8 protein-coding genes are annotated in these 12298 nt (G+C 65.5%); 5 read left to right on the plus strand and 3 right to left on the minus strand.

Annotated features, from left to right (window positions below; translation table 11 throughout):
- Positions 1-8: 8 nt before the first annotated feature.
- Positions 9-2072, minus strand: a complete 2064-nt coding sequence (locus tag ACVIGA_RS22245) for an ABC transporter ATP-binding protein/permease (RefSeq protein ID WP_456667991.1) — start codon at positions 2070-2072, stop codon at positions 9-11.
- Between the two features lie 246 nt (positions 2073-2318).
- Here ACVIGA_RS22245 and ACVIGA_RS22250 point away from each other — a divergent pair, with 246 nt between their 5' ends.
- Positions 2319-3341, plus strand: a complete 1023-nt coding sequence (locus ACVIGA_RS22250) for an IS30 family transposase (RefSeq protein ID WP_456667992.1) — start codon at positions 2319-2321, stop codon at positions 3339-3341.
- A gap of 18 nt (positions 3342-3359) precedes the next feature.
- Here the strand turns inward: ACVIGA_RS22250 and ACVIGA_RS22255 are convergent, their stop codons facing one another.
- A complete protein-coding gene (locus ACVIGA_RS22255; RefSeq protein ID WP_456667993.1) occupies positions 3360-5504 on the minus strand; it encodes an ATP-binding protein in 2145 nt (714 codons plus the stop codon).
- 331 nt (positions 5505-5835) lie between these two features.
- On the opposite strand from ACVIGA_RS22255, the gene ACVIGA_RS22260 reads away from it, so the two are divergent.
- From ACVIGA_RS22260 to ACVIGA_RS22270, 3 genes are all read left to right on the plus strand, one after another.
- Positions 5836-6123 (plus strand): FeoA family protein, encoded by a 288-nt coding sequence (locus ACVIGA_RS22260; RefSeq protein ID WP_223971025.1) that lies wholly within the window; start codon positions 5836-5838, stop codon positions 6121-6123.
- Positions 6120-7994: a ferrous iron transporter B gene (feoB, locus tag ACVIGA_RS22265; protein ID WP_223971022.1), complete on the plus strand. Its 1875-nt coding sequence runs from the start codon at positions 6120-6122 to the stop codon at positions 7992-7994. Before ACVIGA_RS22260 ends, feoB begins: the two co-directional genes overlap by 4 nt.
- A gap of 113 nt (positions 7995-8107) precedes the next feature.
- Positions 8108-10858 (plus strand): bifunctional acetate--CoA ligase family protein/GNAT family N-acetyltransferase, encoded by a 2751-nt coding sequence (locus tag ACVIGA_RS22270; RefSeq protein ID WP_456667994.1) that lies wholly within the window; start codon positions 8108-8110, stop codon positions 10856-10858.
- Positions 10859-10873: 15 nt separating this feature from the next.
- On the opposite strand, the gene ACVIGA_RS22275 is transcribed toward ACVIGA_RS22270, so the two are convergent.
- The gene (locus ACVIGA_RS22275) at positions 10874-11686 is read right to left on the minus strand and encodes an AraC family transcriptional regulator (protein ID WP_456667995.1); all 813 of its coding nucleotides are present in this window, start codon (positions 11684-11686) and stop codon (positions 10874-10876) included.
- A gap of 70 nt (positions 11687-11756) precedes the next feature.
- On the opposite strand from ACVIGA_RS22275, the gene ACVIGA_RS22280 reads away from it, so the two are divergent.
- On the plus strand, positions 11757-12182 hold the full coding sequence (locus ACVIGA_RS22280) for a cupin domain-containing protein (protein ID WP_456667996.1): 426 nt from the start codon (positions 11757-11759) through the stop codon (positions 12180-12182).
- Positions 12183-12298: the final 116 nt, after the last annotated feature.

Here is a 12298-nt window from a genome sequence, read left to right on the forward strand (position 1 = left end):
AACGCCCGTTATGCCGCCTTGTCCGACGCCTTGGCGGAGGTTCGCCGCTGCCGCAGGAAGCGTCCGAGTAGCCTTCGCTTGCCCTTGCGCGGAATCAGGTCGACGTCGCTGACTAGCTTCGCACCACCCTTGCGGCGCTCCAGCACGATCTTGCGGCTATGGAATGCTTCGAGCTCGACGCGATGGGCGACGCTGACGATGGTCGCCTTCGGCAATTCCGTCGTCACCATTTCCATCATCTTGTCCTGGCTCTTTTCGTCGAGCGCCGAGGTCGCCTCGTCGAGCACGACGATGTCGGGGCTGTGCAGCAGCAGGCGGGCAAAGGCGAGCCGTTGCTTCTCGCCGCCGGACAGCGTCTGGTCCCATGGCGCGTCGTCCTCGATCTTCTCCTTGAGATGGTCGAGGCCGACCTTGTGCAGGGCGTCGCTGATCTCATCGACGTTCCAGTCCTCCGCCGCGCCAGGATAGGCCACTGCGCGCCGCAGCGTGCCCGAGGGCACGTAGGGCTTTTGCGGCAGCATGAACAGGCGGCGGTCCGCATGCAGGCTGACGCTGCCGCCGCCCCAGGGCCACAAGCCGGCAATGGCGCGGACCAGCGTGCTCTTGCCGGTCCCGGATTCGCCGGCGACCAGCAGCCGTTCTCCCGCCTCGATCGCGACCTCGGTTTCGCCGACCACGGCCGTGCCGTCGTCGAGGGTGACGGAGAGGTCATTGAGGCTGAGCATGGCCTCGCCCCCGATCTCGCCGCGCTTGATGCGGCCGAAGCCATCACCGGTCTCGGCGCGTTCAAGCCCGTCGAGCGACATCATCAACGAGGCGATGCGCCGCGCGCATGCATTCCAGTCGGCGAGCCGCGGATAGTTGTCGACCAGCCAGCCGAACGCGGTCTGCACGATGGTGAAGGCGGAGGCTGCCTGCATCACCTGGCCGAGCGTCATGCTGCCCTCGAGGAATTTTGGTGCGCACAGCAGCAAGGGCACTACCGGCGCAATGAGATTCGATCCCTGCGACACCAGCGTCGTGCGCATGTGCTGCCCGGCGAGCCGCGCCCATTGCCGCAGCACGTTCGAGAACGTCTTGTCGATGCCGTCGCGTTCCTCGGCCTCACCGCCAAGCAGCGCGATGCTTTCGCCGTTCTCGCGCAGGCGGGTCAGCACATAGCGGAATTCGGCCTCTGCCTGGTTCTTCTCCTCGGAAATCTGCACGAAGCGGCGCCCGATCGCCATGATCGAGCCGGACGCGATCGCGGCATAGATGATCGCGGCGATGACCAGGAAGCCCGGGATGCTGACCGAGGAGCCGCCGACCGTCAGCGTCAAGGCGCCGCCGATCGTCCAGAGCACGACGATGAACGTGACGGCGGACAGCAGCGCCGACGTCACGCCGGCGATGAAGTCGACCGGCGAGTCGGTTGCGATCCGCAGATCCTCGGCGATGCGGTATTCCGGATTCTTGTGATCGCCGTCGACCAGATTGAGCTGGTAGTAGCGGCCGTTCGCCAGCCAGCGCGAGACGACGGCGTTGGTCAGCCAGGCGCGCCAGCGCCGCTGAATGCCCATGCGGCCGAACACTTGGGCGACGCCCAGCAGCACGCTGCCAATCGCGAGCGGAAAGAAGATGGCGGTCAGGTGAAAGACACTGACCGAATCCCGCTTTTCGATCGCATCGAAGATCGCGCGATTCCAGACATTGATGCCGTACTGCACGGCGACATTGGCGACGATCAGCAGCAGCAGGCCGATCGTGAACAGCCACGCCAGCCGGTCGCCGTTCTGGCCCCAGTAGCCGCGCGCGGTGATCCAGAATCGCGTCAGCAAATAGTCCTTGCGCGCTTGTTCGGCTTCCTCGGGCGACAGCTCGGGATTGGGCTCGAGGATTTCCGGCGGCGGCGGTTCGACATGGTCGCCGTCTTCGGCAATGATCTCGACGAATTCGGATTTGTCGTCAGCCTCGCCCGGTGCGGCGTCGCTGTCTTCCGTATCGTCGCGCGTCGCGCTCGTTTTCCGAGGCGAGTTGGCCTTCGCCGGTGAGGGCCTGTTCGACGATCCGGATTTTGCATCGGCTTTGCCCATCGCGCGACAACGCGAGGGAAATCAGAAGGTTCCGATGTTGTTCCGACGCGGCGCGACAGGATATGACTCACCGGCGGAGCCAAATATTCGGTGTCGTCCCAGGCAGGCGCAGCGCGACCCGGGACGCATGACCACGAATGGTCGTCATCAGGCGTCGCTGGAGCCACAGCGTACAACCCGATCCTGTGGTTATGGGTCCCCTGAGTTCACAAACGAAGTGCAACACTTCCTTGAGGAGGTGTTGCCATGGGGCGGACTTACAAGCAGCTCTCTCTGGACGACCGATGCGAGATTGCCTGTCTATCGGCCAATGGCAGCTCGGTCCGGCAAATCGCGGCAGCTCTGGATCGCTCGCCATCAACAATCTCTCGGGAACTGAGCCGTAATCGGAGCGTTCAGGCTGGCTACAAGCCAAATTATGCCCAGCAACAGATGCGAGCGCGGCGCTGGACGGGCGGACGCCTCGAACGGGAGCCCGTCCTGCGCCGCGCGGTGTTGCAACGCCTTCGCCGAGGTTGGTCGCCGGAGCAGATCGCCGGCCGGCTGGCCCGCGAGTGCGGGCACAAGGTGATCTCCCACGAGACCATCTACCGCTTCATCTATGGCCAACTCAGGCGCACCACGAACTTCAACTGGCGACGCTACCTGCCGCGCGCCAAGAGCAAGCGCGGCCTCCGCGGCAAGCGAGGCGGCAGCCCCGCAAGCTTCATCGAAGGCCGTGTTTCCCTGGCAAATCGGCCCCTTGAGGTTGCCGACCGTAGCGTCGCCGGGCATTGGGAGGCCGATTTGATGATGTTCTCGAAGTACGGTCAGGCCGTGCTGACCGTGCATGAGCGCACCTCTCGCCTGCTGCTCGGCATCCGCCTTGCCAGCAAGGTTGCGCGCGGTGTCGCACGCCATCTCGTCCGCTTCTTCGCTGCCCTTCCACAAGAGCTGCGCCAGACCGTCACCTTCGACAACGGCACCGAGTTTGCCGGTCACCTGGCGCTACATCGCCTCTCGATCGAGACCTTCTTCTGCGATCCCCACGCGCCCTGGCAGAAGGGTGGTATCGAGAACGCCATCGGCAGGATGCGCCGCTTCATCCCTCGCAAAACGGATCTCGTAACCCTCTCGACCGCCAGATTCCGCCAGTTCATCGCCACCTACAACAACACCCCACGCAAATGCCTTGACTACCGCACGCCTGCGGAGTCCTTTGCCGATCAAGTGTTGCACTTCGAGTGTGAATCCACCTCCCTGCTTTCGCAGGGACGACATCGCGTTTGATGCGCGCACGCAATCACCTCACCCCGCTGGCGCTTGGTCCCGCTTCAGCCGGCGCGAGCGCGTGGCCTTGTGCAGCACGCGGGCCAGCTGCTCGGCCGAATACGGCTTCTGCAGCAGCTCGAAGCCGCCACTGCCCTGCTGCGACAGCACCTGGCTGTAGCCGGAGGCGAGCACGATCGGTAGATCGAGCCGTTGCCGGCGGATCTCCTCCGCAAGCTCGATGCCGCTCATGCCGGGCATCACGACATCGGTGAATACAAGGTCGAACCTGTCGGGATCGACGGCCAGCTCCTCCAGCGCGTGGGTGGCGTTCTCGACCAGCACGCAGGTGCAACCGAGCTGGGTCAGCGTGTCGGCGGCGAACTTTCCGACCTCGGCATTGTCCTCGACGATCAGGACCGACGCGCTGGTCGGATCGACCGAAGGCGCATCCTCCGTGAGCGGCGATTGCGCGCTGTGTCTACCGACGACACGCGGGAGATACAGCGTGAATGTCGAGCCCTTGCCGACCTCGCTGGCCACGGTGACCTCGCCGCCGGACTGCTTGGCGAAGCCGAACACCTGCGACAGGCCAAGGCCGGTGCCGTGACCGACCTCCTTGGTGGTGTAGAACGGCTCGAAGATGCGGCCGAACAGCTCCTGCGGAATGCCGACGCCGGTATCGGTCACCGACACCGCGACATGGCCGTGCGGGCTCGGCGGCGTGATCGCCTCGGCCGGCAGTTTGCTCACGGTGCGGACCGCGATCGTGAGCCTGCCGACGCCGTCCATCGCGTCGCGCGCATTCACCGCCATATTGATGATGGCTGTCTCGAACTGGCCGGCATCGGCGTTGACGAGGCAGGTCTCGTCCGGCACCTGCGCCGTGATCTCGATCCGCGAGCCGATCAGGGTGGTGATCATCTCGCTCAGGGTGCGGACATTCTGGCAGACGTCGAACACCTCGGGCTTCAGAGTTTGCCGGCGCGCGAACGCAAGCAGCTGGTTGGTCAGCTTGGCGGCACGGTTCACGGTGTTGGAGATTGCATCGATGTAGCGCTGCCGCCGTGGCTCCGGCAGGTCCGGCCGCCGCAACATGTCGACCGAGGCACGGATCACGGTAAGCAGATTGTTGAAGTCATGCGCGACGCCGCCGGTGAGTTGCCCGAGTGCCTCCAGGCGCTGGCCATGCCGCAACGCGTCCTCGGCCTCGATGCGCCTGTCGGCCTCCTCCTCCAGGCGTTCGGTTCGCTGATAGGCGAGCACGAGCAGGCCGAACAGCAGCGCAGTCGCCGGTATGCCGAAGATCAGGTGCTGCGCCATGGTCGCGATCCAGCGCGCGTGGATCGCCGAGGTCTCGAGCCCGGCGCTGACATAGATCGGGTATTCGGCCAGCCGCTGATAGCGCATGCGCCGTTCGATGCCGTCGGCCGGGGAACGGATCGTCATGCCGCCGGTCTCGGGATTGGCGACGATCTGCCGTCCGAGCGGCCCGCTCGGCTCGAACCTGGCGTCGTGGTCGATGACAGGGAAATGCGCCAGTATCGAGCCATCGGTCCGGATCAGCGCCAGGAAGCTGCCGGGCTCGCGGCCGATCTTGGCGTAGAAATTCTCGAAATATTCCGGAAGCACGGAGGCCTGGATCACGCCGCCAAAGCTGCCGTCCTCGTTGTTGCGGCGGCGGCCGACGCTGAAGAACCGCGCGCCCTGATAGGGTGCCCGCGGCGTCAGCACCTCGCCGATATAGGTGCCGATGTCGCGCTCCATGTGGATACGGAAGTAATCCCGATCCGAGAAGTCGATGTCGGGGGCCGGCTGCACCAGGCTGTTGACCAGGGCATGGCCGTTGGCATCGAACACCCAGATCGATTTCACCTGGGGGAGCGTGTCGGCGACCCGGCGCAGCCGCTCGTGCAGGCTCTTCTCGCGCGCGACGATCTCGGCGTCGCTCATGCCGCGGACGACCTCGGTGATCTCGGCGAGGCTCCGGTCGATGGTCTCGAACACCTTGAGCGCGTGCTCGTGGGTGACGTCGAGCGTACGCTGGATTTCCTGGTCGGCGGCCTCGCGGGTCGAAATCCGGGACATTGCGGACGCGAACAGGAACAGCGCCAGCGGAAGGGCCAGCGAGGCGGCCATCATCCATCGCAGCAGTCTCAGCGAATTGCGTTGTGCGGTCGGCACGGGTGCTCCGGCTTCTTGCGGACCTTAACGCAAACCGTCGCGCCGGAGAAAGCGAATCCCCATTCCGCCGTCTGGCGCGCCGGCTGCCTCGCCATCCAGCCGCCGGTCAAGGTTACCGGAGGCCAAATCGGATCGATCGATTGGGACGGCTCTCGTCCGGGGCGGCGGAGGGCGGATGCTGCCGGGCGTCATCACGACCCCGTTAGCGCCGCGCCGCCAGTCAAGCGGAAAATCGGCCGGGATGACGGTCGCGGGCGCTGTTTTTAGGAGTTCTAAAACCTCTCACGGGCAAATGCTTGACCCTGTGACTACCTGCTGAAACACAGGCCGCATGACAGGCGATCCAAACTCCTTCCAGGATAATCTACAGGACATCCGGCTCGGACATGCGGATCGCGGTTTTGTCGGAAAAATCATCAGGCTCGATGCGCTCGTGACGGGGTCATCGCTGTCTCCGCAGGAGCTCGAGCAGCGCCTGGTGGAGATGGGATTTGTCGAGGGTGCGCGCGTGGAAATCCTGCATGAAGGCACGATCCGGCGGGATCCGATCGCGGTGCGCGTCGACAACATCACGATCGCGCTGCGCCGGAGCGAAGCCATGGCCGTGATCGTCGAATGACAACTGCATCCCTGCGCCTGGCGCTGGTCGGCGCGCCGAACACCGGCAAGACGTCGCTGTTCAATCGGTTGACCGGCAGCAGCCAGAAGGTCGCCAATTATCCCGGCGTCACGGTCGAGCGCAAATCCGGCGGCTTCGTCACGCCGGAGGGCCGCAGCGTGACGGTGCTCGACCTGCCCGGCACCTATTCGCTGCGCGGCCGCAGCCCGGACGAGGAAATCACCCGCGACATCGTGCTCGGCCGCTTTGATGGCGAGGCGGTGCCCGATCTCGTGCTCTGTGTTGCGGATGCCACCAATCTGCGGCTGACCTTGCGGCTGGTGCTCGAGCTGAAGCGCGTCGGCCGGCCGATGATGCTCGTGCTCAACATGATCGACATCGCGAAGCGCCGCGGCGTGACGATCGATCTCGATCGCATGTCGCAGGAGCTCGGCCTGCCGATCGTGACCTCGGTCGCGGTCCGCAAGGGCGGCGTCGACGAACTCTTGAAGCGGACCGACGAATTCCTGGCCCGGTCGCATGAAGCGACGGCCAGCGCGTGGGCGACGCCGACGATTGCCGACCTCAAGGCGGCGCAGCGCGAGGCGGACCGCATCATCGCGGCAGCCGTAACGCTGCCGACCAAGCCCGACACGCTGACCAACCGGATCGATTCGGTCGTGCTGCATCCGGTCTGGGGTCTGGTGATCCTGGCCGTGATCTTGTTCGTGATGTTCCAGGCGGTGTTCACCTGGGCGCAGCCGGCGATGGAGTTGCTGTCGGACGGCTTCTCCGCGCTCGGGCAGCTGATCCACGATTTGCTGCCGGAAAGCTGGAGCCTGTTGCAGAGCTTCCTGCAGAACGGGCTGATCTCCGGCGTCGGCAGCGTCATCGTGTTCCTGCCGCAGATCATCATCATCTTCCTGTTCATTCTGCTGCTGGAAGATTTCGGCTACATGGCGCGCGCCGCTTTCCTGATGGACCGCATCATGGGCGGCGCCGGGCTGCATGGCCGCGCCTTCATTCCGCTGCTGTCGAGCTTCGCCTGCGCCATTCCCGGCATCATGGCGACGCGGGTGATCGACAACCGGCGTGATCGCCTGACCACGATCCTGATCGCGCCGCTGATGACCTGCTCGGCGCGGATTCCGGTCTATACGCTGATCATCTCGGCCTTCGTTCCGGCGACCTCGCTGTGGGGCTTCGTCAATCTGCAAGGGCTTGTGATGTTCGGCCTCTATGCCGCCGGCATCACCAGCGCGCTGACGGTCTCGGCGGTCGCAAAGTTCTTTCTGTGGCGCGACCATGCGCCGGCGCCGTTCATGCTGGAGTTGCCCGACTACAAGGTGCCGCGGCTGCGCAGCATCGCGATCGGCGTGCTCAATCGCGCCAAGATGTTCCTGTATCGCGCCGGCACCACGATCCTCTCGATGATGGTGCTGATCTGGTTCCTGGCCTCGTTCCCGACCGCGCCGGCCGGCGCCGAGGGGCCGGCGATCAACTACAGCTTCGCGGCGATGATCGGCCATGCGCTCGAGCCGCTGCTGCGGCCGATCGGCTTCAACTGGCAGATCGCGGTGGCGCTGATCCCGGGCATGGCGGCGCGCGAGGTCGCGGTCGCCGCGCTCGGTACCGTCTATTCGATCGAGGGCGGCAAGGAGGCGGCCGAGCAGATCGGCCAGGTGCTGGCGCAGAAATGGACGCTGGCGACCGCGCTGTCGATGCTGGTCTGGTACATCTTCGCCCCGCAATGCGCCTCGACGCTCGCGGTGATCCGCCGCGAGACCGGCGGCGCGAAGTGGATGGTGGTGACGTTCCTGTACATGCTCGCGCTGGCCTATGCCGCGAGCTTCCTGACCTTCAATCTGGCGCAGGCGCTGGGGCTGCATTAGCCGGGCCGTCGCGTTCTGTCGCGGCGGCAATGGGTGCAATGGGGCGGGCGACGAAGTAGAGTTCGTTCGGGGGCGCCTCTCGCGCATCCACGGGTTCCCTGCGAGACCACGCAATGTCGACGTTCGGCCTGGAGCGGGTATTTTCGCCTCGAAGCATCGCGGTGGTCGGCGGCAGCCCGCGGCCGTCGTCGCTCGGTGCGGCCGTGCTGCGAAACCTCAAGGCGAGCGGCTTCGCCGGCAGGCTGGGCGTCGTCAACCACAACTACGGGGATGTTGACGGCGAGCCCACCGTTGCCGATCTGAAATCGCTTCCGTTCGTTCCGGACCTCGTCGTCATTAGCGCACCGCCGGCGGCGATCCCGGAGATCGTGGCGGAGGCCGGGCTCGCCGGCGTTGCCGGCGCTGCGATCCTGTCGGCCGGTCTCGGCCATGGCGCGGGCTCGCTCGCGGAGATCGTGGAGCAGACGGCGCGGCGGCACGGCATGCGCCTGGTCGGGCCGAATTGCCTCGGAATCATGGTGCCGCGCGCGAAGCTCAATGCGAGCTTCGCCTCGCATCAGCCGTCCGATGGCCATGTCGCGCTGATCTCGCAATCCGGCGCGGTCGCGTCGGCGATGATCGAGTGGGCGGCGGAGCGGCGGCTCGGCTTCTCCGGCATCGCCTCGATCGGCGACCAGCTCGATGTCGACGTCGCCGATCTCCTGGATTATTTCGCGCTCGACGATCATACCAGCGCGATCCTGATCTACCTCGAAGCGGTCAAGGATGCGCGCAAGTTCATGTCGGCGGCGCGCGCCGCGGCACGCATGAAGCCGGTCGTCGTCGTCAAGTCGGGGCGGATGGCCGAGGGGGCAAAGGCCGCCGCGACCCACACCGGTGCGCTGGCCGGCTCCGATGCGGTCTATGACGCCGCGTTCCGCCGCGCCGGCATGCTGCGGGTCTACGACCTTCGCCAGCTGTTCGATTGCGCCGAGCTGCTCGGCCGTGGCTTCGTCCCGCGCGGCAACCGGCTCGCGATCCTGACCAATGGCGGCGGGCTCGGCATCCTCGCGACCGATCGGCTGGCCGAGCTCGGCGGCGTTCCTGCGACGCTGTCGCCGCAGACCATTGCGCGGCTCGACGAGTTGCTGCCGCAGGGCTGGTCGTCCGCCAATCCCGTCGACATCGCAGGCGATGCCGACGCCGCCCGCTACGTGGTGGCGCTCAACGCGCTGCTCGATGACGCCAACAACGACGCGGTGCTGGTCGCGAATGTGGAAACCGCGGTGGCGCCGGCCGAGGGCATTGCCGAGGCGGTGGCGCAATGCGTGCGTGACCGCCGGACCAAACGAAGTGCGGTCGCCGCATTGGTGCTTGCGGCGTGGGTAGGCGCCGACGAGCGTACCGGTGCGATCTTCGAGGCGGCGCGGATTCCGCACTTCCCGACCGAGGACGATGCGGTGCGCGCCTTCATGTATCTGGTGCGCTATCGCGAGGCCCCCACGGCGCTCGCCGCGACCCCGCCGGGCGTCGCATCGGTGTTCACGCCGGAGACGGCGGCGGCGCGGCACGTGGTCGTGAAGGCGCTGTCGGAAGGGCGTGCCTGGCTCGATCCAGCCGAGATCGTCGCCCTGTTCGAGGCCTATCGCATTCCGATCGTGACGACTGTCGTCGCCGACAGTGCCGAGGATGCCGCCGAGAAGGCGGTGCCGTTCCTCGCCGAGGGGCACGCGATCGTGGTCAGGGTGTTCTCGCGCGACATCAGGCATGCCTCCGATGTCGGCGGCGTCATCCTCGACCTGCGCACCAGGGACAGCGTTGTCGATGCGGCAAGGACGGTACTGGAACGCGCCCGAAACGCGCGGCCGGATGCAACGCTGCAAGGCGTGACGATCCAGCCGATGATCGTGCGGCGCGCGGCGCGCGAGCTGATCCTCGGCATCGCCGACGATCCGACCTTCGGTCCGGTGATTGTGTTCGGCCGCGGCGGCCCTGCGGTTGAGGTGATTAACGACAAGGCGGTGGCGCTGCCGCCGCTCGACATGAATCTCGCCCATGAGTTGGTCGGACGGACGCGCGTCTCGCGGCTGCTCGGCGGCTATGGCGATGTGCCGGCCGTCTCGGCCGAACTGGTGCCGCTCACCCTGGTCAAGCTGGCGCAGATGGCGGCCGACATTCCCGAGGTCGCCGCGCTCGATATCAATCCGATGCTGGCGGACGAGACCGGCGTGCTTGCACTCGATGCGCGGGTGGCGATCCGCAAGCCGGCGCGGCTCTTCGCCGGTCAAACCAGACTGGCGGTCAGGCCCTATCCGTCGCAATGGGAGGGCGAGCTGGCGCTACGCGACGGCTCGCGCGTCACGGTGCGCCCGATGCGGCCGGAGGACGAGCCGATGGTCGCCGCGTTCTTCAAGCGCGTCACCGCCGAAGACCTCAGGCTGCGCTTCTTCCACGCGATGAAGGAATTTTCGCACGCCTTCATCGCGCGCCTGACCCAGCTCGACTATGCGCGCGCGATGGCGTTCGTGGCACTCGATCCGGCGACCGGCGAGATGATGGGAGCGGTCCGGCTGCATTCGGACTCGCTGTACCAGAACGCCGAATACGCGATCCTGCTGCAGTCCGATCTCAAGGGCAAAGGGCTCGGCTGGGCGCTGATGCAGCTCCTGATCCACTATGCGCGGTCGGAGGGATTGAAGCGGTTGTCCGGCCAGGTGCTGACCGAGAACACCACGATGATCGGGATGTGCCGCGATCTCGGCTTCACCGTCACGATGGATCCGGAGGATCACAGCATCGTCGATGTCGTGCTCGACCTCGATCGATCCGCGGTCGATGCGGTCGGCGCCGATATCCTGATCCGGCAAGCTGCGGCTGGCCGCTGATAGCAGCTCCTGCGTCTAGCGTGACGGGCCAAACTGCGATCGCGCTTGTCCGGGTGTCATGCCGAACAGCTCACGGAACGCCGCGCCGAATGCGGGTACACTGCTGAAGCCGGCCATCGCTGCGGCCTTTGCAGGATGAACTCCAGATGTCAACGCGCTCAACGCTTCGGTCAGCCGGGCCTGCTGACGCCACTGGCGGAAGCTGAGACCCGTCTCTGCGCGAAACACGCGAGCCAGGGTTCGGGGCGATGCATTGGCCACCTCGCTCCATTCCTCGAGACTCCTTATGTCATCGGGACGCGACTTGAGTGCCGCAACCACGCGACGCAGACGTGGATCCCTTGGTAGAGGCAGGCCGAGAAGCAGTGGAGTCGCCCGGGCGATTTCGTCAAGCGCGAGCTCAGCCAGATGCAGGCCTCGGCCATCTGGTGCCCATTCGACAGGTTCAACGCAAGCAGCAACAATGACCTCGCGGAGAAGCGCAGAAACAGCGATCACTTTCGAATTGCCTCCCACGCGCGTAGCGGCGTCCTCGCGAAGGAATAGAGCTCGCATGGCCACGGGGCCATCCATGTTTATTGCGTGCTCCGCGCTCGCGGGCAGGAACAACGCAGTTGTGGGAGGCACCACATAGCTCGAGCCGAGTGTCTCGACGCGCATGACGCCTGAGGTCGCGTAGAGCAGTTGCGCCCGGGGATGCGAGTGGGGTCCTGTCGCGAGGCCCGATGGATAGTCGCAGGAGAACCCCACGATCGGCCGTTCGGCGGTCTCAAAAGGCAATATCTCCGCCTGTCTCGTTGGCGACAGAAAATGGCCGGTTATGTGCATGCAATCAGCCTAGGCTAATCGCGGCATCTTTCAAGAGGTGCGTAGTCACCAACGTTGCAAGGATAGAACCGTGAGCACAGGCGTTTTCCAAGAGATCGGATACGTTACAGCAGACAAGCTGATTGATGGACCTTTGACCCCAGGTCAGAATCGCAGGAAGGCGCTTGAAGCCGGCGACCTATGGGTCGGCGAATGTCACGTTACGGCGCTCGACCAGCCCAGCCAGTGGCATCACCACGAACAGTTCGACAGCGTGATGTACATGCTTTCTGGTCGGATCCGCGTCGATCACGGCGAGAACGGCGCCCAATCCTTCGAGATCGGAAGAGGCGACTACGCTTACTTCCCGCGGCGGGCAATCCACCGCTGCCAGATCCTCGAGGGTGGTGATGACGTTCGCTACGTTTTCGTCCGCCTTGGCAAAGGCGAAACCGTGGTCAACGTCGATGGTCCTGAGGCTTCAGAGCGCAAGCCGATGCGAGCCGCCGGCGCGTAGTTTCGGAGAGGCCGAAAGCTCCAACGTTACAGGGTCGGGCAGGGTGATCGGCTGCGGCCGGTTACCCCTCATTCAACGCAGATTTGGCGCAAAGCTCCGCGGCCCAGCTCGGTGCG

The organism is Bradyrhizobium sp. USDA 3240, assembly GCF_054063295.1.

Excerpts from the sequence above, each read along its gene's own strand:
- feoB (WP_223971022.1), top strand. The coding sequence starts at position 6,120 with ATGACAACTGCATCCCTGCGCCTGGCGCTGGTCGGCGCGCCGAACACC.
- ACVIGA_RS22245 (WP_456667991.1), bottom strand. The coding sequence starts at position 2,072 with ATGGGCAAAGCCGATGCAAAATCCGGATCGTCGAACAGGCCCTCACCG.
- ACVIGA_RS22275 (WP_456667995.1), bottom strand. The coding sequence starts at position 11,686 with ATGCACATAACCGGCCATTTTCTGTCGCCAACGAGACAGGCGGAGATA.
- ACVIGA_RS22270 (WP_456667994.1), top strand. The coding sequence starts at position 8,108 with ATGTCGACGTTCGGCCTGGAGCGGGTATTTTCGCCTCGAAGCATCGCG.
- ACVIGA_RS22260 (WP_223971025.1), top strand. The coding sequence starts at position 5,836 with ATGACAGGCGATCCAAACTCCTTCCAGGATAATCTACAGGACATCCGG.
- ACVIGA_RS22250 (WP_456667992.1), top strand. The coding sequence starts at position 2,319 with ATGGGGCGGACTTACAAGCAGCTCTCTCTGGACGACCGATGCGAGATT.